At 70.4% G+C, this 24,212-nt stretch carries 15 protein-coding genes; 11 read left to right on the top strand and 4 right to left on the bottom strand.

Annotated elements, in window-relative coordinates:
• Window positions 1-130: 130 nt before the first annotated feature.
• From ACIOJE_RS39725 to ACIOJE_RS39700, 6 genes are all read left to right on the top strand, one after another.
• Window positions 131-304, top strand: a complete 174-nt coding sequence (locus tag ACIOJE_RS39725; RefSeq protein WP_400783363.1) for a hypothetical protein — start codon at window positions 131-133, stop codon at window positions 302-304.
• Window positions 305-414: 110 nt separating this feature from the next.
• Window positions 415-1,080, top strand: coding sequence for a hypothetical protein (locus ACIOJE_RS39720; RefSeq protein ID WP_400783360.1), 666 nt, complete (start codon window positions 415-417; stop codon window positions 1,078-1,080).
• A 148-nt stretch (window positions 1,081-1,228) separates the two neighbouring features.
• A complete protein-coding gene (locus tag ACIOJE_RS39715; protein ID WP_400783357.1) occupies window positions 1,229-2,044 on the top strand; it encodes a TnsA-like heteromeric transposase endonuclease subunit in 816 nt (271 codons plus the stop codon).
• Window positions 2,041-4,278, top strand: a complete 2,238-nt coding sequence (locus ACIOJE_RS39710; protein WP_400783354.1) for a transposase — start codon at window positions 2,041-2,043, stop codon at window positions 4,276-4,278. The genes ACIOJE_RS39715 and ACIOJE_RS39710 overlap by 4 nt, the downstream gene beginning before the upstream one ends.
• 260 nt (window positions 4,279-4,538) lie before the next feature.
• Complete coding sequence (locus tag ACIOJE_RS39705) at window positions 4,539-5,477, top strand: TniB family NTP-binding protein (RefSeq protein ID WP_400783365.1); 939 nt, start codon at window positions 4,539-4,541, stop codon at window positions 5,475-5,477.
• Entirely contained in the window at window positions 5,474-6,499 is a 1,026-nt protein-coding gene (locus tag ACIOJE_RS39700; RefSeq protein ID WP_400783351.1) for a TniQ family protein, read from the top strand. Before ACIOJE_RS39705 ends, ACIOJE_RS39700 begins: the two co-directional genes overlap by 4 nt.
• Window positions 6,500-6,630: 131 nt before the next feature.
• Here ACIOJE_RS39700 and ACIOJE_RS39695 read toward each other — a convergent pair whose 3' ends face one another.
• On the bottom strand, window positions 6,631-7,974 hold the full coding sequence (locus ACIOJE_RS39695) for a hypothetical protein (RefSeq protein ID WP_400783349.1): 1,344 nt from the start codon (window positions 7,972-7,974) through the stop codon (window positions 6,631-6,633).
• Between the two features lie 838 nt (window positions 7,975-8,812).
• On the opposite strand from ACIOJE_RS39695, the gene ACIOJE_RS39690 reads away from it, so the two are divergent.
• The gene (locus ACIOJE_RS39690; protein WP_400783347.1) at window positions 8,813-8,926 is read left to right on the top strand and encodes a hypothetical protein; all 114 of its coding nucleotides are present in this window, start codon (window positions 8,813-8,815) and stop codon (window positions 8,924-8,926) included.
• Between the two features lie 249 nt (window positions 8,927-9,175).
• Here the strand turns inward: ACIOJE_RS39690 and ACIOJE_RS39685 are convergent, their stop codons facing one another.
• Window positions 9,176-9,445 (bottom strand): hypothetical protein, encoded by a 270-nt coding sequence (locus tag ACIOJE_RS39685; protein ID WP_400783344.1) that lies wholly within the window; start codon window positions 9,443-9,445, stop codon window positions 9,176-9,178.
• A 72-nt stretch (window positions 9,446-9,517) separates the two neighbouring features.
• Between ACIOJE_RS39685 and ACIOJE_RS39680 the strand changes: the two genes are divergently transcribed.
• Entirely contained in the window at window positions 9,518-9,799 is a 282-nt protein-coding gene (locus ACIOJE_RS39680; protein ID WP_400783342.1) for a hypothetical protein, read from the top strand.
• Window positions 9,800-9,864: 65 nt separating this feature from the next.
• Here ACIOJE_RS39680 and ACIOJE_RS39675 read toward each other — a convergent pair whose 3' ends face one another.
• Window positions 9,865-10,200 carry a hypothetical protein gene (locus ACIOJE_RS39675; protein WP_400783339.1) on the bottom strand — a complete coding sequence of 112 codons (336 nt, stop codon included), beginning with the start codon at window positions 10,198-10,200 and terminating at the stop codon, window positions 9,865-9,867.
• Between the two features lie 206 nt (window positions 10,201-10,406).
• A complete protein-coding gene (locus ACIOJE_RS39670) occupies window positions 10,407-17,390 on the bottom strand; it encodes an RHS repeat-associated core domain-containing protein (RefSeq protein ID WP_400783336.1) in 6,984 nt (2,327 codons plus the stop codon).
• Between the two features lie 405 nt (window positions 17,391-17,795).
• Between ACIOJE_RS39670 and ACIOJE_RS39665 the strand changes: the two genes are divergently transcribed.
• From ACIOJE_RS39665 to ACIOJE_RS39655, 3 genes are all read left to right on the top strand, one after another.
• Window positions 17,796-22,295 (top strand): LamG-like jellyroll fold domain-containing protein, encoded by a 4,500-nt coding sequence (locus ACIOJE_RS39665; RefSeq protein ID WP_400783333.1) that lies wholly within the window; start codon window positions 17,796-17,798, stop codon window positions 22,293-22,295.
• A gap of 429 nt (window positions 22,296-22,724) precedes the next feature.
• Window positions 22,725-23,027, top strand: a complete 303-nt coding sequence (locus ACIOJE_RS39660; protein WP_400783330.1) for an HNH endonuclease family protein — start codon at window positions 22,725-22,727, stop codon at window positions 23,025-23,027.
• A 444-nt stretch (window positions 23,028-23,471) separates the two neighbouring features.
• Entirely contained in the window at window positions 23,472-23,675 is a 204-nt protein-coding gene (locus tag ACIOJE_RS39655) for a hypothetical protein (RefSeq protein WP_400783328.1), read from the top strand.
• Window positions 23,676-24,212: the final 537 nt, after the last annotated feature.

The following is a 24,212-nucleotide window of genomic DNA, read 5'->3' as shown; positions in this document are numbered from 1 at the left end:
CAGATGGTTTGCCTAGCCGCAGAAATTCTCGTTTAACAAACGGGACAGCACGCCAAAGCACAGGCATTGCACGCCCTCGAACCGAGAACTCACACTGGTCGGCACGGCGGCCTCCGGGGTCCGCTCAGCGGTGGCGGACCTGCGACTGGCCGCCGAGGAGAACCCGGCCACCGCCGAGATGCTCGCCGCCGGCCCGGCCGGCGCCGCCCGGATCGAGGACCTGGTCCAGCGCGGACCGTCGGCCCCGGTCTGGCACCCGCTCGGCGCGCGGGGTGGGCGGGCGTGCGGCTGGACCGAGCTGTAGGCGGTAGCGGACCGGCGCGGTGAGCCGCCGGCCGTCCCGGGCGCCCTCCCCCTCGCCCCTCCTCCCCGGCCGGTGGGGACGCAGGGCCCGAGTTCTGGTGGTGGCGGGCGGTGGCCCGGGAGGCCGCTACGTTCCCCGAGGTCGTCACGGTCGCCGGGGCCCTGGTGGACCCGGTGGTGGCCGAGCTGGTGTGGCAGGACAGCGGCGCCGAGCGGATCCGCCTCTTCCCGCCCAACGGGGCATTCGCCCAGGAGCTTGGGCGCAGGATTGGGCGTCCATGGCTTGGCAAGGTCGGCGCGGTCCCCGGCAGCAGCGCGCTCACTGCCTGGTGGGGAGCGCTCGTGCGCCGTCGCCGCGGCGCCGGTCAGAGCGGAGAGCGGGCCATGGACCCGTGGTGGGTCAGGCGCGAGGACCAGCCGGTCTCCGTGGCGGCGCAGCTGCGGAAGCTGGCCCAGCGGGCCGATGGCACCATCAGCTGGAAATCCGCGGTGCCCGTGGGAGAGCGTGAGCGCATCGCACGCCTGATGCGCGAGGCCGCCGAGTCGCTCGATGCCTCGCACCCCGACGGCAGTGGGCGGGTTGCCGCCGTCAGCCGCGACCTTGTGCAGGCCTTGGCCCGCAGCGCCGCACTCGTCGACCAGGCTCTGCTGGAGACCACTGCCGCGGCCCTGCGGGCCGGAGTCCCGCTGCAGGCCCTCAGCTACTGGACCGGCCTGCCCGCCGAGGACCTGCAGATGGACGTCGAGTCGTACGAGGCGGGGGGACGCCGGGCCTGACAGGCGCCCTTGGGCACGGTTTTCCGGTCTTGCGGTCTTTAGCGTCTCGGGTGTGGTGGCAGCGGCGGTTTACCGTGTTTTCCGCCCGTACGGATGAGGTCCCGGCGGTTGCCTTATCTGCGGCTGTGTCAGCTATTTGACTGCTCGCGTGAGTGATTCGGGAGCAGTGGCCGGGGCCGTTCGGTCTGCGGGGGCGTGGGGGTTCGAGGCGGCCTTCGCGCCGGTCGCGGGCCGGGTGGTGCAGTGGCGCTGGGAGCAGGCGGCGGCCGCGGTGCGGTTCGAGGATCTGGCGCCGGTGTCGGGGTTTCCCGCGCTTGCGGGCAAGCGGTGGGGCCCGGGCTGGTGGTGGTCGGCGACGTCGGGGCGGCTGGTGGCGCACGGGTCGGCGGCGATGCGCCTGCGGCTGATGCTGCTGGACCGCGACCCGCAGGTGGTGGGGCTGTCCGCGCGGGCGGTGCGGCTGGTGTGGCGTGAGGGGGACGGCCGGGTGCGCTCGTGGGTGCCGCAGTTGTTCGCCCGCTACGCCGACGGGAGCGCGATGCTCGTGGACTGCCCCGCTGCCGGCGGGGCGGGCGGGGACGCGGCGCGGCGGGCCGCGCGGGCGCTGGCCGAGGCCTGCGGGCAGGTGGGGTGGGTGTACCGGCGGCTCGGGCCACCGGATCCGGTGATGGCGGCCAACGTGCGGTGGCTGGCCGGATACCGGCACCCGCGCCACCTGGGCCGGACCGGGCTGGCCCAGGCCGTGCTCGAGGCGTTCGCCGAGCGGCGGCCGCTGGTGGAGGGGGTGCGGGCGGTCGGGGACCCGCTGGAGGTGTGGCCGGTGGTCTTTCACTGCCTGTGGTCCGGGCGCCTGGGCGTCGAGCTGGGCGAGCCGCTGCACGAGCGGGTCCTCGTCGGAGCGGGACGCACCAGTGGCGGTCAGGAGCAGCCGGCAGGGTTGGCGCGGCCGGGGGTGGGGGCGTGAGCGGGAGTTGGCGGCCGGTGGTCGCGGTGGGCTGCCATGTGGTGTTCGAGGACCGGGCCTGGCAGGTGGTGGGCCTGGAGGCGTCCGTGGTGCGGCTGGTCGACGAGCAGGGCGCGGCGGCGGCGGTGGACGTGCGGCACCTGTGCGGGTCGCCGGGGTTTCGGGTGGTGGGGGCGCAGGCGGTACCGGGGGTGCCGCAGTGGGGGCTGTTCGAGGGGGTGTCGGAGCGTCAGCGGGAGCGGGCGCTGGCGTGGCAGCGGCACATCCAGGAGGTGGAGTGCGGACTGCCGGCGGGGCCGGGCGCATCGGGGGTGCCGCGGCCCGCCTACGACCCGGCGCGGTGGTCGATGGCCGAGCGGGAGCAGGCCAAGGCCGAGGAACTGACCGCGCTCGGCTGGCCGAAGGTGAGCCGGGCGACGGTGGTGCGGATGCGCGCCAACTACCGGCAGCGGGGACTGTGGGGGCTGGTCGACCACCGCACCACACGCGGCTCCAGCCGCACCGGGCGCGCGGACGAGCGGGTGGTGGTCGCCGTCCTGGAGGCCCTGCGCCGCCAGCGCGGGCAGTCCAAGGGGACGGTGGCGGGGCTGCGGCGGCTGACGGTGGAGATCCTGGACGAGACGCACGGGCCGGGCGCGGTGGCGATGCCGGCGCCGGCGACGTTCTACCGGCTGGTGCGCGCGCTCGCCGACCCGAGGGAGCTTCCCGGGCGCCCCGCCAGGACGGCCACCGTCCCCGCGGCGCCGTTCACGCCGACGAACGTGCTGCGGCCCGGTGAGCAGGTCATGCTCGACACCACCCGGCTGGACGTCATGGTGGTCTTCGACCAGGGCGTCGTCGGCCGGCCCGAGCTCACGATCGCCCTCGACGTCGCGACGCGCTCCATCCTGGCGGCCGTCCTGCGGCCGGCCTCGACGAAGGCGGTGGACGCCGCTCTGCTGCTGGCGGAGATGGCGGTACCGCACCCGATGCGCCCCGGCTGGCCGAAGGTCCTGGAGCTGTCGCACGCGGCCGTTCCCTACGAGCGGCTGCTGACCCTGGACGCCCGGCTGAAAGGAGCGGCCGCGCGGCCGGTCATCGTGCCGGAGACCGTCGTCGTCGACCGCGGGAAGGTCTTCGTGTCCGAGGCGTTCCTGGCCGCGTGCGAGACGCTGGGGGTGAGCGTGCAGAGCGCCCCGCCCCGCCAGCCGGCCGCCAAGGGGCCGGTGGAGCGCACCTTCGGCTCCATCAACACCCTGCTGTGCCAGTACGTCGCCGGATACACCGGGTCCAACGTCACCCGCCGCGGCCGCGACGTCGCCTCCCAGGCCCGCTGGACACTCCCCCAGTTGCAGGACCTGCTCAATGAGTGGATCACCGCCGGCTGGCAGAACCGCCCCCACGAAGGCCTGCGGCACCCCATGATGCCCCGGGCCTGCCTGTCGCCCAACGAGATGTGGGGCGCCCTGGTCGCGACGTGCGGCTACCTGCCCGTCCCCCTGACCCGCGACGACTACACCGAACTGCTGCCCGTGGTGTGGAAGGCCGTCGCCGACCGCGGTATCCGCGTCGACCACCGCACCTACGACCACGCCGTCCTCAACCCGCACCGCGGCCACCCCTCCCCCGTCACCACCCAGGGCGGCAAATGGGAGGTCCACCACAACCCCCACGACCTACGCCAGGTCTGGATCCGGCTGCCGAACGGCAAGCTCACCGAGATCCCCTGGATCCACCGCGACCACGCGACCAGCCCGTTCAACGACCACATCTGGCAGTACCTCAAGACCCAGGTCGCCCGCCGCCCCGACCGCGACCACTACGAAGCCGCCCTCGTACGCGCCCTCGACGACCTCCTGCTGCGCGCCCGCACCGCGAACACGAACACGAACACGAACACCAGCGAGCGGTCCCGCACCGCCCGCCACATCACCGCCACCGCCCGCCCGGCCGACGCACTCGACACCACCACCACCGCCACCTCAGGAACAGGAATGGGAGCGGGAACGGGGGCGGGAAGCGGAGCGGACGCCGGCCGGAAGAACAGGCGCCGAGGAGGCGGCATGAGCTTGGTCCCGCAGCAGGCCGACGGTCTCCGGGAGGCCGAGCAGGACGACGGCCCCAACCCGTGGCAGCCCTGGGCCGAATCCCTGGACGACGCGGAGGCGGACACGGACATGGACGAACCCGGCGACGAGGGGCCCGAGACCGGCTTCCCCCTCTACAACCCCTCTCTGGAGGCCGAACAGTGGTGAGGCGCAGCACGGACGACAACGCGCCGGGCGGCTCCGGGCGCCGCACGGCGGCCAGGTCGGGCAGGGACGGGCGGCCCGCCCCAGGGCAAGGCGACCCCGGCGCGTGTGAGGCCGCCGGGCCGTCGCATACGGCGATCCCGGCGCCCGCGCTCCCGTGGGCGGCGCACGGCACGGGAACCGGGCCGGCGCACACGCCGGAGTACGACTGGGCCTACGGCTGCTCGACCTGGAACGGCTTCCAGCGGTTCGTCGACACCCCCGTGCCCGCCCCGCCCGCTCCCGGTGCGCCGCCGCGCAGTGTGGAGGACAAGCTCGCCTACCACTCCAGGTTCGTCACCGTGCAGACCCCCGCCATCGACAAGGTCTCGCGCACCGTGCGCACCCTGATGGTCCTGGGGCGCCACCAGGACACCACCGCCCGGCCCTCCCTGATCGTCACCGGGCCGGCCGCGTGCGGCAAGACCACCGCCATCCTGCACATCGGGCGCGCCTGCCACCTGGCCTCACACGCCCGCGCCGGCGCCGACGCGAGCAGGGACACCGTGCCGGTCGCGTACATCCTGGTGCCGCCGGGAGCGACCGCCAAGACCCTCGCCGCCGAGTTCGCCCGCTACCTCGGCATCCCCGTCACCTCCCGGATGACCCAGGCCCAGATCACCACCGCCGTCTGCCACACCTACGCCGCCGCCCGGGTGCGCCTGGTCCTCATCGACGAGATCCACCGCCTCAACCCCCGCACCAGCACCGGCGCGGACGCCGCCGACCTCCTGAAAGACCTCACCGAACGCATCCGGGCCACATTCCTCTATGCCGGCATCGACGTCGCCGACACCCCGCTGTTCACCGGCGTGCGCGGACAACAGCTCGCCGCGCGCGCCAGCCTCATCGACACCGGCGCACTGCCCCTTCGCCACGGCACCCGCGAACCGTTCCGCGACCTGGCCGCCGCCATGGACAACGCCCTCGACCTCGACCACCACCGCCCCGGCACACTGCCCCGCCTGGCCGGCTACCTCCACGCCCGCACCGGCGGCAGGATCGGCAGCCTCTCACGCCTCGTGCGCCAAGCCGCCATCACCACCATCCTCGACGGCACCGAACGCATCACCCGCGCCGTCCTGGACGACATCGACCTCGACCACCTCGCCGAAGAACAGCACCGCCCCCACACCCCCACGCGTACCACCGCCCGGCGATGACGGCCATGGTCTACGCACCGCCCGTCACCCCCGGCTGCCAGCGCCTACGGCCCCTGCCCTGCGAAACCACCGCCTCCTACCTCACCCGCCTGGCACACGCCTACCGGCAGAACCTGCCCCAGCTCCTGGACGCCCTCGCCATCGCCGTCGACGCGCAAGGCAAAAACCTCGCCGGCGTGCCCGGCGCCGAACTCCACCCCAACCACGCCGCCCAGGTCCGCATCGCCGCCCTCGCCCGAATCCCGCACCCCCACCTCGCCCGCGCCCTGCCCCGATGGGAACCCGTCGCCGGCACCCGCCCGGCCCGGCCAGGCAGCGGCCACGAACCGCCCCACATCACCTGGCAGCGCACCCCACGCCACCGGCAGCCACCCCTCGCCGTCTGCCCCGCCTGCGTCCTGCACCACACCCACGGTGCCACCCGCACGGCCTGGGCCCACACCCCCGACCACCAACGCCTGTGCACCCGCCACCACACCTGGCCCGCTGGCGGCGAGCACAGTGCGATCCTCAACGTCGCCGCACTACCCGAACTCCAGCGCGCACAACGCGCCCACCAGCGCCTGCAACGCCACCGAGGCGCTGATCTCGCCTGGAGCTGGGCGCAGACCATCACCACCCGCTGGTACGACCACCAGCAACACGCAGCCCCGCGGTGGCACCGGCGCGCCACCGCCCTGGCAAGCGCGAATTCCGAACTGGTACCCGTCCGCGGCTCATGGGCGCTCCTCGCCCGGGACACCGTCACCTACCCCGACACGGTCACCCTCGCCCGCGCCCTCCATCATCACCGCCTTCTCCTCACCCCCGACAACCACAACGGCCCCCGCCGCCACACCCACCCCGCCCACGCCGCGTTCCTCCGCCACACCGCCACCCAACTCGGCCTCCCCCACCTCGACCCCGCCCAGGACGACCCCCTGTGGACATGGATCCACCACCACACCGAAAAGCCCAGCACGCCATCACCCCGCCGCACCGCCTTCCGAACAACACCCACCCACACCGGCGACACCAACTGAGGCAGGTCACGTCCGAGCAGTCCGGTCAGCCGGTCCCCCACGACGGCGGGGCAGGGCGGACCGGGCAGCGGCACCCCACGCGTCCACCGAGCGCAGTGCGATGGGGGCCAGACCACGGCTTCAGGCCGACGTCATGGGGTGCTTGCGGGTGGGGCCGGAAAGCGGGCACGTCCGTCTTCGAACGTGCCGTTCCACAAAGACCGGTAGCCCTCCAGCTCCTCGGGGCTGAGGTCGCTGGGACCGCTGACGCGAACCGCGGTGGTATCCCAGGGGCGCAGCCCGTCGGTACGCGGGGTCAGCAGAACCCCGAGTGTGGAGACGTTCTCGGGATCGCCGGTGCGTTCAACGGCCTCGTGCTGGCGCAGCTGCACGTAGCCGGAGAAAGCCCGCTGCACCAGCTCGCTGAAGCGGGTGGTGCAGCCGAGGATGAGCTGGCGCCTGCCATCGGAGTCCACCTGTCGCCTGAAGCGCCATTTGTGCTCGTCCTGGGCCACGTTGGGGACGTCATCGAGCATCTCAAGGAGCAACTGGCCCCACTCGGTGCGGGCCGAGACCGGCAAGCGGTCGAGGTCGGACAGCATGAGGTGGCGGTCCGCCTCCGTCGCATACGCGGGCAAGGGGCTGCGCGCGATGTCCTCCAGAAGAATCCTGGTCATCAGATGAGCATGCGTGTCGTCCCTGCCGGCCGGGACCTGCGGAAGCAGAGGAGAAGACCATGGCCGACCGCCCTCCCCCACCAGAGTCGTGTCAACGGAACCGGGCGCAGCGGCGGCGTCGGCCGCAGCGAGCTTGTAGTACCGCACGGGCTCGTCATCGAGAGCGGCCTGTGGCTGGCCTGCTGCCCTGAAGAGGTAGTCGAGGACCGCGGTCGTGGAGCGCAGTTGGTCGAAGAGGAAGTCCCAGTCGCGGCGGGTCACAGCGATCGCCGGCATACCGGGGTCCTCCCAGCAGGCGAGGGTGCCCGCGGGTGCCTGGTGGTGGTCCAGCACCACGACGGCGATCCACTCGTAGTCCTGTCCTCGCACAGTCAGGGTGCGGCCACGGCCGTTCACGAACTCGGCCTCGGCCAGGCGCAGCATCCGCACGGTTCCCTTGGCCTGCCGCACGGCCTTTCCTGCGACCTTGTTGATCCAGGCCCGTTCGGCATCCTCGGCCTTCGGGGCGACGGTACGGCTCTTGACCTGGACCACGGCCGCACGCCGGCCCGCGATCAGGATCCGGTCGCCCAACTCACGCCTGCCGGAACCCTTCTGAGCATGGGCGGGCACGAACACGAAGTCCGGCAGCCCCCAGGTAGCGGCGGCGGCGTGCGTGGCCATTTCGGCCCCAGGGCCCTGCTCGACATCGGCTGGCAGTGGCAGGGCATCAGGTATTCGACGCATGAACAGGCCACGAGGCGTGTCAACGATCAACGTGAGTTCGGCTCTCCCGTTGACAGGACGCCAGCTGACCTGCGACGACTTCGTCTCTTCCACCCCGGCTATTAGACGCCCTCTGACCGCGAAGATCACCCCCGGTTCAACGAGATCTCAGCCGCCACCCGCCCCACAGCCCACACCCGCTAGCAAGCCGCCCGCCTATGGGGCTATCACCAAACCCGCCACAAGCAAGAAAGCCCTCAAAGGAACAGCACCACTCTCACCACACCCGCGAAACCCACAGTTCACAGACCCGCTAGCCCCACGCCAACGCGATCACATCACCGCCAGACCGGCCCTACCCCACCCCGCCCGAACACGAGAACCTCTCAACTAACCAGCAAAACCCCAGCCACGTCACCACCCTGAACCGCACACCCACCGCCTCCCCATACCGACTCGGCAACTCGCGTGAATGTCCCTGGTGACAGCTGGGGAACCTCATCCGCCACGCCCGTGGCTCTCCGGCCCGGGTCGGCGGGTCTCCCCCTCCTGAACACAGCGCTGGAAGAGGTACTGGACCTCGTCGGGCGCATGGTGCATCCGGGCCTGCCGCCAAGCGCTGTCAAAGTCGAACGGGAACGACTGAGCCGCTGAAGGCGGAACGCCCGCAGGGACGTGAGCCGGGGCGAGCAGGACATGCCACAGGGCCGCCTTCATCCGGCTCGCCCGTTCGGGGCCGCCCGACCCGATGGCGCGATGACCGCCTTCAGTGCCTCGACGGAGTACCGTAGCGGGGCCACAGCCCTGCCGGCCGACCACCGGGCGGCGTGGGACCAGATCAAGGTCCACCTCTCCCTCCACTCGGGCCTCACAGGCCGCAACCTGATGCCGATCCTCGACGGCGCCGGGCCTGCTCGAGGAGACGGCGGCGGATGGGCAGAGCATCCACGAGGTGCTGGGCAACGACGTCAAGGGCTTCTGCAACGGCCTGGTCAAGGACTCGCGCACCTACGCGGACATCTACCAGGAGTCCATCGCCGGGAAGCCCGGCACAGCCAAGAAGTAGCACCGACAGGGGAGGAAGACCTCACCCCTCCCCGGACCACCCGCCGAACTCGGCGACCTCGACGGCGCGGAGGCCCTGCTGCGGCCAGCCGCCGAAGCGGGCAACTGGCAGCCCCAGTACCACCTGGTGTCCGTCCTCCGACTGGGACGCCGCTTGGAGCGGTTCGACACCGGCCACCGGACGCCCGGGCGGCACGGACGGCGCGAGGCGGCACGCCCGCGTACAGCAGCACCGCGATGACCGTGGCCTTCAGCGCTCCGGCGAACGAGGCGCTCGCCTGCACCCACAGCAGCTCGGACAACTCCCGCTGCCGCACGAGACTGTAGTAGGCATCTGCGCGCTCCTCATCAGCGCATCCAGCACCACACCGGCCAGCAGGACGGGCAGCACCCGCAGGACGGTGCCCCCACCACCGTGCGCCAGCCGCCAGACCCGCCCGACGCCCCACCGCTCCAGCAGCACCACCATCGTCAACAGCGCCACCGAGTACGCGACGAACACGGTGCCCAGGCCGAACACCGGGCTCCCGGCGAGATCAGCAGACCCGCGTAGACCTCCGGGGCGACAAGGATCAGCAGTCCCAGCACGCCCATGACGTTGAACGCCACCAGCCAGCCCAACAGCCTCCCGAACCGCGCCGGATCCGGGCGCAACGCCGACTTCCGCGCCCTCGGCCTGCCCATCACCGTCCGTCCCCGCCACACCCACGTCACCGGCGACACCGCCCTCCTCATGGTCGACTGGACCATCACCGGCCCCACCCCCGACGGCACCCCCTCCACCTCACCGGCACTGCCACCGACGTCGCCCGCCGCGGCCCCGACGGCCACTGGCGCTACCTCATCGACAACCCCTTCGGCACCGCCCCCCTGACACCACAACGGCCGCGCCCGCCGCAACGAGCGGCGGACACGGCCGGTTTCGGCCTCAGGGGAGTGCTACGGCTTGCCGGCCAGGACGTACACCGTGAACGGGCCGGGGCCCGTGTAGTCCACGACGATCTTGTGGCTCGGGCTCTTCATGTCCTCCTCCTTGGCCGGGGCCATGATGCCCTTCACCGTGTGGGTGGGATCGATCGACCAGCCGGTGAGCTCGAGTTCGGAGTCGATGAACTCCTGGACACTGGGGTGCAGGTCCGACTCCTTGAGCCCGAGACCGGCGAGGAACGCCTCCAGGCCTTCCTGGCCGGTCTTGAACGTCGCCCAGAGATCTCCGCCACCGCCGACCTTGTAGAACCCGTAGCTGACGTCGGTCGCGCCCGGCGGCGCGACCACGCCGTACACCCGCCGCTGTTCGGAGCTGGGCCACCCGGTAACCTTCGCGTCGGAAGCACCGGACGACGCCACTGCGGACGGGGCGGCGGCAGCCGCGGCCGCCCCGCCACCGGCGGACGCGCCGCCGCCCGTCGCACTGCCGCAGGCTGCGACGGCAAGGAGCAAGGCTCCCACCAGGCAAGCACGTATCAACCTCACCGGAACTGTCATCCGGGCACCCCTCGCATCGTCACCGAACCGAACACGTCGAAGTCCTGTGCCAGCCCCACGGTGTTGAGATGGGCGATCTCCGGCTGGGTCACCTCGATGTGAATCTTGTGCAGGAGGTCCCGGCCCTCACTGGGGGTTCCCCAGTCGTAGCGCTTGCGGATCTCCAGTTTGTATTCTGGCCCACCGTCTTTCCGGTTCACGCCGGAGACCCTCCACTGGAAGTTGTTCAGGGCGTAGAACCATCCGATGCTCGACGGCCCGTCCTTCTCGTTGGCGCGGGTCCTCTGCCAGCCCGAGTCGATTGTCTCCTTCCCGGCCGCGTCACCGGTCAGGTAGTTCTTGACGGCCTTCTTGAAGGCCGGGATCTCGTTCATCATGCTGTCGGGGTGGAGTTCGAACGGTGTTCCGCTCGCGTCCAGGTAGTGGGCCAGCAGCTTCGCCGCCACGTAGAACGTGTCGTCGACCCTGAGCCCCTGGACGTTCAACCCCGCAACGACCTCGCCCATGAGGATCTTGACCTTCCGGTCGTGCGGACCGGGCGCGTGCTTCTTGAACACCCTGTCCTCGGTGTCCGAGTAGTCGTCGCCGCCCTCCGCGATGAGCTTCCTCATCTGGATCCGGTACTTCAGGGCCGTCAGCTGACTCGCGGTCGGGCGGTTGTCCTCCCAGCTGCTTCCGTCCGGGCAGACGGTCGGTCCGGTGATCCCGGGTCCGCCGCAGTTCTTCGCGGCGTTCTCCTGCTCCACCCGCTCCTTCAGCTGTGCGGCCCGGACGTCCGGGTCGTACAGCCCGGACGGGTCCGCCCTGTTGACCGGGTTGTTGTGGCTGTACGCGTAGCTGTTCCACTGTTGCGGATCGTTCGCCACCAGCAGCGGGTCGGGGCTGAGGAAGCGGCCGGTGCTGGGCTGGTACTGCCTTGCGCCCAGGTTGGTGAAGCCGGTGGCGTCGTCCTTGAGGCCGCCGACGAATCCCTTGTCGCCGGACCACGAGTTGGCCGTGCCGGAGCCGCGCAGGGCGCCGAAGGGGTCGGTCCAGCGGCGGTTCTCGCCGGTGGTCGCGGAGTCGATGGACAGGGTGCCGGTGTTGTGGTGGTCGGAGAACTGGAAAGTGAGCTTGGTCGGGCCCTGGCGGACCAGGCTCACTCCGCCGGGAAGGGTGTAGTAGCGGCTGCCCGAGCTGGACTTGGCGTTCGTGTCGTAGACCAGTTCGTCGTCGCCCAGGTTGACGGTGACGCTGCCGGGATTGCGGCGGACCAGCTGGTTGCCGTCGGCGTCGTAGATGTAGCTGGTGGTCGAGCTGCCCTGCTTCATCGTGGCGAGCTTGCCCTCGATGTCCCAGGTCAGGTCGGCACCGTTCGCCGCATCCACCGCGTTCCAGGTCTTAGAGTCCCATTTCGGGACCCAGCCCGGCGCGTACACCATGAACTTGCCGTCGTCCTGGACCACGGCGAAGTACTTGCTGTTCGGGCCGACCCACGACTGCGAGGACCACAATGGCGCCCGCTGCGGGTCGTAGACGACGAAGTTGCCGTCGTCCTGCATCGTCGCCCACGCGCCCGGGTGGTTCGCCGTGTTCGAGGCCCAGGCCACCAGGCCGGTGCGCAGCGAGGTCAGGACCAGGTTGCCGTCGGTCTGCATGGTGAGCTGCACGCTGTTGGAGCGCACCGACTCGCCGGGGTTGAGGACGAAGCCGGCGCCCATGGTCTTGTTGGCGCCGGGGTTGGCGATCTTCGTGGTGTTGCCGGCTGCGTCGTACTGGTTGCTGCCGGGGGTGCTGTCGTTGTTGGGGAAGGTGGAGGTCACAGCCGTCGGCGCGTGGGGGCCGCCGGTGCCGCCGCCCGTGCCGGCGCCGGTGGTCGGGGTGTTGCGGGTGCCGGCGGCCGGGAAGGTCTGGTCGATCGTCAGGTCCTTCACCGGGTCGCCGGTCGGGTTGTGCGTGACCTGCCTGGTGCGGTTGCCGACCGCGTCGTAGCCGTAGTCCTGCCAGTACGGCGCGCTGCCGCCCACCGTCGTCTTCGCCGGTGCCACCGCACCGCTGGTGGGAGTGGCGTTCGCGCACCCGCCCTGCCCGGCCACCGACGGGGTCGGCTGGTTCAGCTGCCCGGTGTCCGACCAGGCTGACGTGAGGCGCCCGAGGTGGTCGTACGTGAAGCACTGCAGGTCGGTCGAGGCGGGGGTGTTGTTCGGAATCGTCCTGATCGCCGTGATCTGACCCGCCGGGTTGTACGCGTAGGTGGTGTTCTGGACGGTGCCCGTCGTCGCCGTCTGCTTGTCGACGTACTGGGTCAGCAGGCGCCCGGTCGGCTCGTCGTAGGTGTTGGTGGCGACGATCTGGGTGCCCCAGGGGTTCATCGTCGTACGGATGTTGCGCCCGTACGCGTCCCAGTCGGCCTGCCGCAGGTAGGTGTAGCCGGCGCCGCTCAGGTCGTTGAGCTTGCCGTAGGTGTCGTAGTTGTAGGTGATCCACTCCTGGGCGAGGTCGCCGGCCGCGGCACGGCCCTCGGTGGTGATCGCTCCGGTGATCGGGTCGTAGGTGGCCGCGTAGTCGAAGGCCACCTGTCCGGTCTTGCCGATGTCGCTGCCGGGAATGGAGATGGTGGTCTTCGTCGGGCGGTAGGCGGCGTCGAGCTCGGTGACGCTCTTGCTGTAGGCCGAGCCGCCCGCCCCGCCGACGTACCGGGTGGAGCCGGAGGTCTGGCCCTTGGCGACCGTGTCGTAGGTGAACCCGGTCAGCTGGTTCGCCGGGTCGGCCGTGCCGCTGAAGGTGCCGGTCCGGCGTCCCAGCAGGTCGTAGGTGGTGGCGATGGTCAGGCCGCGGGCGTCTGTCGTGGTGGCGACCTGGCCCGCCGCGTCATAGGTGCGGGTCGAGACACCGGTCTCCGGGTCGTCGGCCTTCACCTGGCGGCCGCGCTGGTCGTAGCCGTAGCTCCAGGTGTTACCCGCCGCGTCCACCCGGGTCGCCGCCTGGCCGCCGGGCAGGTAGGTGTAGCTGCTGACGTCGGCGTCGGCCGGGTTACCGGTCGCCGACGGCGTCCGGTACTGCCACAGCTCCGTGGTGCGGCCACGGGCGTCAGTGATGGTACTGGTCGCGGTCGCACCGGTCGGCGGCGTCACGTCGACGCGGTCCGCACCGGGGTACGCGGTGGTGGTCGTGGTCTGCACCTTGCCCAGTGCCACGAACTGCGTGCTCACAGCCCGCCCCAGGCCGTCGAACTGGACGACGTTCGCGTTCGGTACCTTCGCGCCCTCCGGGATCCACCGGGTGGTGTTCGGGGCACTCGTGTCGTCGTAGTAGGTGTTGTACTTGCGGTTGACCCGCCCCTGCGAGTCGTAGAACGTGTCCGTGACCATCCTGCCGTGGTAGGCGGGGGTCGCCGGGTCGCTCTGGGTCTGCACGACCCGGCCGAGGCCGTCCACGATCTGGACGGACGTGGCGTAGGTGTTGCCGCCGGACCGCAGTGACTTGCTGGTGACGGTGGTCGGCCCCTTGGTGCCGTTCATCGCATAGTCGTACGTGAAGTTCGCCCCCGCCGCGGCGTCCCGCCCCGGAGTCCAGACCGCCTTGAGCCGGCCCAGTCCGTCGTACGCCTGGGTGACCGTGCGCCCGTTGGGGTCGGTGGTCGTGAGCGGCAGGCCGCGGGCCGGGTTGAGCGTGACGGTCGTCGCGCGGGGGGTGCCCGCGTCCGAGGCACCGGCCGGGGCCGGAGCACCGGTGACCAGCTTGTTCGGCAGCTCGCCCGCGTTGGCCGAGCTGTACGCGGCCGTGCTGACCGCTCCGTTCGGGTTGGCGCCATCGGTGACCGTCGGGTCGATAGTCGAGGTGACCCGGCCATACGCGTCGTAGCCGGTGGTCGTCGTCGTGACGAACTGCGCCGCGCCGTTGGCGTCGTAGCGGTCCAGCACCTGGCCGCCGGTGACGTCGGCCTTGGCGCCAACCGTGCCGAAGTCCTGCCCGTCGTAGAGCGTGCGGGTGTCGGAGACGGTGTTCGCTGGCGACGCGTCCGCCGTGCAGGCGCCCGCACCCGAGATCACGAGCACCTCGGACACCAGCCCGGTCACCACCTTGTTCCCGACGGCCACGTAGCGGTACCGCGTGCACACGTCCGGCGTTCCGTCGGCGGTGCTCAGCGAGGTGGTGACCCGGTTGTTGTTCCCCGGATCCGTCGTGGTCACGGACGAGGTGGTCCGGGTCCCCGTCGTGGTCACGGCCGTGGTGGTGCTGGTCGTCCTGGTCGACAGGTAGCCGGCCACCAGATCCGGCAGACCGGTGCGCCCGTGCGTGGCGGTCGGCTTCAGATCGGCGCTGCGCTCATAGGAATTGACGGTGTAAGAAAGCGGCGACGCCGCCGGCACCGAGGCGTCGGCGTAACTGTCCGTCTCCAGGACCTGCCCGGCGAGCCACTCCTCGTCGACCCTGCTACCGCTCTTCACCCCGGCGACGGACGCCGGCTTGGGCTTCCCGTCCGCCTTGTAGTCGCCGTTCATCCCCTGGTAATAGCTGGTGGTCGACTTGGCCTGCGGTCCGTCCTTGCCAGACCCCTTCACCGCGGTGACGGAGGCGTAGCCGCGGAACTGGTCCCAGGTCCGGTAGTCCGACCCGACCAGGGCGCTGTCGTTGCGGTGCCAGGCGGCCGGGCCGTACGTGTAGGAGGTCGTCGTCGGCACCGCACCGGTGACCAGCCCCGCGTTGGGGTCGACGGTGACCGTGTCCACCGGGTAGCGCAGGAACCAGTCGTCCACCGTGGACTTCAGACTCGTGTCGTACCACTTCACCGGGAAACAGCTCATGGTGTTGTTGTCCGCCGAGGCCGGCATCCTGCCAGTGGCCCGCGAGCACGACTCCTTGGTGTACGACACGAGGATCGTGCCGCCGGTCTCTGTGGTGATCGACGCCAGGCGCGGACGGTTGTAGCGCGGACGTGCCGGCACCAGGCCGTCGACCCTGTTCGGCAGCAGCAGCTCCCCGAACGTCACCTCCGGCACGTCCTGCTGCGGCTGGCCGTTCGCGGTGTCCTTGCCCGTGCGCTTCACCGACTGCAGCCACGCGATCGGGGCATTGTCCGTCGCGTTCTCCGGCTTCTTGAAGGCGTGGACGAAGTCGTACTGGTCGACCGGGCGGTACGAGCCACCCGAACGCACCGACGTGGTAACGGTGTTCAGCCACTTCGTGGACCAGAACGTCGGACCGTAGTTGGTGCAGGCGCCGCTGTCCGCGCACTGCTTGTCCATCGGGACGTCCGGCCAGTTCGCCGCGTTCGCCGCTGTGCGCTTCGACGGGTCGCACGCGGCGTCCCCGGACAGGCAGCGCTCACCGGAAGCGAAGTCGACCTTCACCGCGGGCTGGTACGAACCGTTGGCCGCGAGCTGGTCGGACAGCAGCTGCCCGTAGCCGATCGAGGAGAGCACACCCCCACGGGTGTAGGACGTGAGCTCGCCCTTTCCACCGTTCTGGCCACCGCCGCGCGCGTATGAGTTGGTCTCGGGCGTGTACGAGTACGTGGTCAGGTTCCCATGCATGTCCACGACGTAGTCCAGGTTCCAGCGCCATGCCGTCTGGCACGATGAGCCCTTGCCCTTTGCCGCGTCATAGCACGGGTCACCCGCGTTCGGCGAGTACACCGGGACCGTCCAGGCAGACTTGCTCTCCGGCCCGGTCTTGGACGGCGAGCCGTTCGCCGCCGGAAGCTGGTTGAGGCCGAAGTAGTAGACCGTGCCCGACGCCGTTTCGGTCACCTTAAGGTACGAGCCGTTCCACGTACCGTTGTTCGCGCCGGTCAGGAACTCTACCTTCGTTCCGTCGTCCCGCTTCAGACGCCAGGTGCACTTAGACTGCTCGTCAGCGACATTGCCGCCCACGCAGGACTTGTCGTCCGGCACCAGCTCGCCCGAGTGGCCGCCCAGTGACAGCGTCAGGTTCGGGCCTCCCCAGCACTGGTCGCCCGAACCCGGGATACCGGCCTTGTCACAGACTCGGTAACCGCGCTCGACGAAGCCGGCACTCAGATCCCAGCCGTCGCCGATCCAGGACGCCTGCGCATTCGTGGACGCCGTCTTGCCGTCCACCGACGCCGAGTCATAACCCAGCGCCAGCGAAGGAGCGGAACCGCCCAGAGCCGGCGGGACCGAGATGGGGTAGCTGTACGTGAACGAGCCGGAGGAGGTCCCCGCCGCCCACGCCTGGCTGGGTGAGAGCGGGGTGGCGCTGTACGTGCCGGTCCCGCTGTCGGGCGCGCCGTCCAGCGCCAGCAGCAGCCGCGGCGCTGCCGCGGGAGCGGCCGACGCCGCCACGCCCGCCGCATTCTCCGACGGCTGCTGCCCGACGGCCGGGGACGCGGCGGCCGGCAGGTCGACGTCCGCGACCAGCCGCCCGGTCTGCTCGTCATAGTGCGAGGCCACCGGCGTGCGCGTCCGGCAGCCCTCCGCGTCCGGGGTGGTCAGCGCGCACTCCGGCAGCACCGCCAGCCGGGCCCGGTGTGCGAAGTCGCCGCCGAAGCCCACCGAGGCCAGGTCGAGCCCGACCCGTACCCTCCCCGCCGCCGCCACCTCGCCGCTGCGTGACAACGACACCAGCACACCCGAAGCACCGGCTGCGGCCGCCGCCTTCGGGTCCGCCACCTGCACCTGGACGGACGCCGCAGCCGACGCTGCGGCCCCTGTGTCCGGCACGACCGGCGCCAGCCACACCGGCAGGTCACCCGCCTGCTTAGACGCACCCACCGCCGTCTCCCGCGCCTCCGTATCAGCGTTCCGGCCCGCCGCCGGAGCCGCATCCAGGGCCACCACCGCACCGCCGTGCTTCGGCTGCGGCACCGCCTTCGGCGGCACCCAGTTCGGCGAACCGGCCTGCGGCGACGAAGCCTTCGGCTTGTCCGGCGTGCCCGGCACCGAGGCCGTCTTCGGCAGCGGCGTGTTCGGCGGCGACCAGATCTTGTCCTTGCCGTCGGCCGACGCAGCGAACGCGGGCGCCAACGGTGACAGCAAGGAGCTCAGGATCGCCACGGAACTCACCAGAGCCAGTCGGGACCGTGTCCGTCCTGATGGCGGCCCCTCCCTACTCTCCACTCGACGGAATCGGACATGGTTGACCAGCATCCCTACCCCCACCCTAAATTGAGCCGACCGCAGACGGTGCGGACGAACGACTCCGGCGGAGAGTAAAGGGGTGCCCACGCCCAGGTCTAGTGCATTCCAGATCCGACAGTCCTGTGATGAACATCACGATGCAGGTGAATCGGGAACCGAAGCATCAAAGCGAACACCCGTGCACGAATAAGGAGTTGACGATCCCTTTATCCAAGGCGATAGCTTGTTGATCACCTCTGCACACAAGCTACGCAGAGTCATTTCCTTACCTGCCCAAGCCACTTCCCGTGGGGGGACTTCACCATGCCTGCCGCACCGCCCGGAGCCGCCTCCGGCACGCGCCGCTCCAGATACCCGTCGCGGCCCGCCGTCGCCGCCGCCATCGGCCTGGCGCTCGCACTCACCTCTGTCGCACCGATCGCGGTCGCCGGCACCCCGTCGGTCCCGCCCACCCCTGCGAACGCCCAGCCCGCCCCGGTCCCACCGGACCTCGCGGCGACCATGGCCGCCGGTGACGCCAAGCGCGCCAACGAGAAGCCGCTGATCAGCCCAACCGACAAGGCGATCGCCGAGGCGAAGAAGACCGGGAGGCCCGTCCCGATACCCGAGTTGACGGACGAGGTCAGCGAGACCGTCGCCACGCCGTCCGGACACCTGTCCCGCACCGAGCACGTCGAGCCTCAGCGCGTGAAGCAGAACGGCGCCTGGGCCACCCTCGACGGCACCCTCGTCCCCGACGACCAGGGCGGCTACCGGCCCAGGATCGCAGTCTCCGGGGTACACCTGTCCGGCGGCGGCAACGGTCCGCTCGGCACCCTGACCAGCCCGGACGGCGAGACGCTCACCATCGACTCCCCGTTCCCGCTCACCAAGCCCGTGCTCGACCCGGGCGGCGAGGCGCTGGTCTACCCCGAGGTCGCGCCGGACGTCGACCTCAAGGTCACCGCTTCCAAGTTCGGCGGGCTCAGCACCGTCCTGATCGTCAAAACCGCCGAGGCGGCCGCAAATCCGCAGCTGCAGAAGATCCGCTTCGGCACCAAAGGCAAGGGCGTCACGGTCAGGGCCGACGATGCCGGCAACCTCACTGCCAAGGCCGCGGACGGCACCGCACGCTGGCACGCCCCCACCCCGCAAATGTGGGACAGCTCCGGCGACGCCACCCTGGCGGCCACGTCCGCCAAGTCCACTCCGGCGCAGAACGGCGTCACCGCCGACCGCGCCCAGGACGACGCCGGGGCACCGGCCAAGTCCGAGCAGCACAGCACCGCCGAGGGCCCGGGCACGAACGCCAGGGTCGCGACCATGGCCACCGCGGTCACCGGCGACGCCGTCGAGCTGACCACCGACGCGTCCGTGCTCGGCAAGGGCCAGGGCCCATGGTTCATCGACCCGGGTTGGCTCTACGACCGCCGCGAGGCCAACGCCTGGACCTGGACCCAGTCCGCCTACGCGGGCAAGGCCAACATCGGGCGGACCACCGCGAGCGGCGACCCCTACGCCCGGCCCGGTGTCGGCTACCAGGGCTTCCGAACCGACAAGGGCATCGAGCGCTCGTACTTCCAGTTCGACACCCGCTGGTACAACGACATCGTCATCAACAAGGCGACCATGTCGATGTGGGAGTACGAGTCCTCGGACCACTCCTGCACTAATAAGTACACCCTCGACCTCTACGTCACCGGGCCGATCGACGACGGGACGACCTGGAACAACCCGCCCAACGTCGTGGGCAGCCGGATCGGCTCCGCCGACGTCGCGGGCTCGGGCGGCAACGGCTGCCACGACAACGTCCAGTTCGACTACGACGTGACGTGGGCCTACCAGACCTACGCCACCAGCCGCGACGCCCTCACCTTCGGCGTGTTCGCGCGCAACGAGTACGACCTCATGGCCTTCAAGCGACTGACCTACAACCCGGTCGTCGTCATCGAGTTCGACCGTGTCCCCAACACCCCGACCAACCCGTACGTCTCCCCGGCCCCCAGCACCTCCGTGCCGTGGGCCGACAACCAGGGCTGCGCCGGTTCCTACGGCTGGCTGAACTCCTCGTCCGGCTTCAACGGTTCCGTAACCCTGAACGCGACGGTCAGCAGCAACGCCCAGAAATCGCTCTACGGCTGGACCCACATCTGGGACTACGCCGACCTCAGCGCCGACGTCGACAGCGGCCTGACCCCCGAGACCCCCAACGGCGGGGTCGCGAGCTTCCAGGTCAAGCCCGGCGTCATCAAGGACGGCCACTACTACGGCTGGGGCACCATGGCCACCGACGGCCTGGTCCAGATGTCCGCCTCCACCCCGGTCTGCCACTTCGGCGTCGACCTCACGCCGCCGACCCTGTCGGTCCCGGACGTCTACACGCTCCTGCCCGAGGCCGATCTGGCGAACAAGTTCCCTCCGTCCGGCAACGGCCAGGTGACCAAGAAGCGCACCGGCGAGCAGGGTCTCGTGCCGTTCACCGCGGCCGACCCCTCGCCCGGCGGCAACGCCTCCGGCGTCGTGTGCGCCCGCTGGTCCTGGGACCCGCAGTTCGCCGGCGCGGGCTGGTCCTGCGGCGCCGATTACCCGTCGAACGGCATCCCGGTCACCCCGGGCCGCTGGGGCACCAACATCCTCTACATCCAGGTGCTCGACAACGCCCGCAACGTCTCACCCGTCGCGCAGTACTCCTTCTACGTCCCGTGGAACCCCGACGGCCCGCCGCCGGTCTTCGGCGACGTCACCGGCGACGGCGCGCCCGACATCCTGCTGCCCGACCAGGCCGGCTACCTCCGCGCCTACAACGCCCCCGGCAACCCGAAGGTCCGCACCCCCGCAGTGACCGCCGTCGCCACCCCGGCCGACGCCCCGAAGGACACGTCCTGGAACGACGTCCAGTACACCCACCGGGGCACGCTCACCGGCGGGAACAACATCGACGACGTCATCGTGCACGCGCCCGGCGGCCCCGAGATGCTGGTCTACCAGAACCCGGGGAACACCGGCGTGTACGGCCGGATCGACAAACCGGTCCCGCTGAAAAAGCCGAAGTGCGTCACGACCTCGACCGAGGACTGCACATGGCTCACCGCGGCCGGCTACAACGCCACCGACTGGACCGCCACCCTGCGCGTCGCCGCCCTCGGCGACCCGGTCAGCACCGACCTCGACCCCAAGCTGGGCTTCAAGAACAAGACCGGCCTGCTGACCGTCGAGAGCTTCGGCAACGGCACGGACGCGGCCCTCTGGTTCTACCCGGCCACCGAGGCCAACACCCTGGGCACGCCCGTGAAGCTGGCCGCCTCCGGCTGGAAGGACAAGGAGCTCATCACCCCCGGTGACTGGGCCAAGCAGGGCCACCCCGGCCTGTGGACCCGCAACCTCGCGGGCTCCTCCGACGCCGCCAAGGACGACCTGCTCGCCTACACCTTCACCACCGGCACCGTCACCGGAACCACCAAGGAGGGACAGCCGATCACCGACCCGACCGGCAAGCCGCTGGTAGTCCCGACGCTCACCGGCATCGCCACCACGGGCAAGATCGGCACCGTGTCCACCGACGGCTGGACGACCCTCGGCTCCGACGGCGACCTCACCGGCAGCGGCAACGCCTCCCTGTGGGGCAAGAAGACCGACGGCAGCATCGACATCTGGTGGGGCCAGCCGGCCGCCCCCGGCAACCCCGCCGCCGGCTACAACTGGCAAGTCGGCCCCGCCACCATCGCCAACACCGAGGTCAGCCCCCAGTGGTGGGCCCTCGACGGCACCGGTGACAGCGGCAACACCAACACGCTCTACAAGAACGACGGCGACCCCAAGGCCACCTACCCGGCCGGCGCCACCCTGACCACCGACCACAACCACGTCGCCGGCAAGGCGACCGCCTTCGACGGTGCGACCGTCTTCCGCACGACCGCGCCAATGAACCCCGGCACCAACAGCCCCGGCCTGGACACCACTCAGAGCTACAGCGTCTCGGCCTGGGTCAAGATCAACAACACCAACGGCCACCAGACCGCAGTCTCGCTCACCGGCGACCAGCTCAGTCCGTTCTACCTTCAGTACTCAAGGGCCTTCAACAACTGGGCATTCGTCCTACCGAGCAGCGACAGCACCAACGCCAACGCCTGGTACACGGCGTACGACCAGACCGGCCGTACCGCCCCAGCGGTCGGCGTCTGGACCCACCTGACCGGCACCTACAACGCCGGCAGCGGCGCCGCAACCCTGTACGTCAACGGCCAGGCCGTCGGCTCCACCCAGGTGCCCACCACCTGGAAGCCACCAACCGGCGGCCTGAACGTCGGCGGCGTCACATCCAACAGGCTCGCCCCCACCGACCTCCTCAACGGCGCGATCAGCGACGTCCGGGTCTACCCGTACGCCCTGACCGACCCCCAGGCGAACATCGTCGCCACCTCCCAGGCCATCGTCCAGGTCCACAGCGCGGTCGACCCCCACAAGTGCCTGGACAACTGGGGCGGCGGCGCCGGCGCCCAGCTGGCGATCTACGACTGCTACAACGGCGACAGCCAACACTTCCTGACCACCCGGCAGAACGAACTCAGGATCCCGACCACCGGGCTCTGCCTGGGCACCCGGGACGCCAACGTCGTCGATGGGACGCCGGTCGTCGCCCAGCCCTGCGGCAACCCGGCCACCCAGACCTGGATCCGGCGCTACGACGGCTCGGTCTACAACCCGGCAGCCGACAAGTGCCTGGACCTGAACGCGTGGAACACCACCAACGGCGCGGGACTGGACGTCTGGCAATGCGGCAACCAGGCGAACCACCACTGGATCTTCGAGGCCCAGACCCTCTAGTTCCGGAACGGCGCACCACTGCGGCCCCTCGCCGAACGCAGCGCGTTCGGCGAGGGGCCGCAGTGGTGCGCAGGAACAAGCATCGCTCAGGCCTTGGGGTCTGGGTTCACCGTACAGAAGAAGACCCGGCTGTCCTGCCGGTCGAATTAGAAGCTCCCGCTATACCGGTTGCGTGTGACCGACCGGTCGAAGGCCTAGCTAGTCGTCGAGGCCCCCCCACTCGATGACCGGCTACTCCCGCGACAAGTTCCCCCACTGGATCCAGCAGGGTGCCAAGTGCGACACCCGCGAGGTCGTCCTGCGGCGAGACGGGCAGGACGTCCAGACTGACTCCGAGTACCGGGCAATCGCCGGGACCTGGCTCAGCCCGTACGACGGCAAGGTCCTCACTGCCGCCTCTCAGGCCGACATCGACCACGTCGTATCCCCTTGGCTGAGGCCTGGGACAGCGGCGCCTCAGGGTGGACGGCGGCCGAGCGCCAGGCCTACGCCAACGACCTCGGCGACCCCCGCACGCTGGTAGCGGTGACCGCTCGATCGAACCGGCAGAAGGCGGACAAGGACATCGCGGAGTGGCTGCCGCGGGATGACGAGGCCTGCGACTACCTCACGCGCTGGACCGTCGCGAAGACCCGCTGGGGTCTCTCCATCGACACCACCGAGCAGACCGCGATGCACCGAATCTCCGCCAGCTGCACGAACGAGGACCTCACCATCGAACTCGCCCGCTGAACCCCGATCGGGCGGCAAGCCAGCCGGCTCGCCGCCTGGCTCCGCGACGTCCAGGTGCGTTACGTCGAACCCGACCTGATGGCCGGTTCCTCGGTGGCCGTGGCGGCGTGTCGTAGGCCCGGCTTGGCCGTCGGCCTCGGTTCTGGTTGTCGTCGCCCCGTCTGCGGGGTGGCGGCCATCGTCGTTTTCTGGGGGCGGGTTTCCGCAGTTCGGCGGGGGTTGACTGGCTGCCAGGAGGGTGTAGGGTCCACCAGTTTCACCTTCTGTCGGCCTCTGGTTGCCATCGTGGTTTTCGGTCCCTGGAGCCACTTGACTGGCGTTCCTGGCTTCCTACTGTCCGGTGCCACGGACCCGCCCGGCTCTGCCCGGGGCGCCGCGTACACCAGAACGTCGCGTACGCCGCTGAGTCCGTGTCAGCCACCCACGACTCGGAGGGGAACCATCATGACCACACGCTCTTCTCGGCGCCGGAACACGGCGCCGCGCACCGGCAGCACGAACGGCAGGCCCCAGGCGGCGGGGCAGGAGCGACCTGCCTGGCACGATCCGGGCCGGATGCTCGGCGCGGTGCTGGCGAACGTCGGCTCCGGGGTGTTCGTCGCCGCGCTGCTGTTCCTGGCACAGCATGTCGAGGTGACCTGGCACTGACACCTGGGGACCGGTCCGCTGCCCGCTCGGGGGTTCGGGCGCGGACCGGTCCTTCCAGTGTGCGTGGGCGGGCACCGCGCTGCCCGGTCAGGGAGTGTCGCCAGCCCAGTCCCAGCGGGACGGGTTCGCAGGACGGGGTTCGTAGTGGGCACGGCCCCCAGCACCGTAGGAACCGATCTCCGTGGAGAGCACGGCGCCGTCGGCGAGCTGACCGGCGTCCCAGCCGGTGACGTCCATGTGTTGACCGAACTACTGAGGCCGTTTGTGCAGGTCAGGGCCACTTTCTGCTAGCGTCCCGCCATGCCTGACGGACAACGTCCCGTAAGGGATCTCAAGAGCTTTGTCCTCCATGGCCGGCCCGGACGCACCGCTTCGGCGCCCTCGCGGCGTAGCACCGTCATCAGCTTGCGGAAGTCCTGCGGGCTCAGCCCGGTGAACGGGGCTAGTACTGCAACCGCATCTGCGTGACGGATGTGGTGTTGGGCTCGTTGGTGTGTCTGTGTGCTGATGAGCTGATGGTCGAGCAGGTCGAGTCGT

The organism is Kitasatospora sp. NPDC087861 (assembly GCF_044742585.1).
In the GTDB taxonomy this organism is placed as follows: domain Bacteria; phylum Actinomycetota; class Actinomycetes; order Streptomycetales; family Streptomycetaceae; genus Kitasatospora.
The sequence above is the reverse complement of the archived record's forward strand: the minus strand, read 5'-3'. Positions and strand labels throughout refer to the sequence as shown.

Coding starts and splice junctions, on each gene's coding strand:
- ACIOJE_RS39655 (WP_400783328.1), top strand. CDS start 23,472: ATGACCACACGCTCTTCTCGGCGCCGGAACACGGCGCCGCGCACCGGC.
- ACIOJE_RS39700 (WP_400783351.1), top strand. CDS start 5,474: ATGACGGCCATGGTCTACGCACCGCCCGTCACCCCCGGCTGCCAGCGC.
- ACIOJE_RS39665 (WP_400783333.1), top strand. CDS start 17,796: ATGCCTGCCGCACCGCCCGGAGCCGCCTCCGGCACGCGCCGCTCCAGA.
- ACIOJE_RS39680 (WP_400783342.1), top strand. CDS start 9,518: ATGACGTTGAACGCCACCAGCCAGCCCAACAGCCTCCCGAACCGCGCC.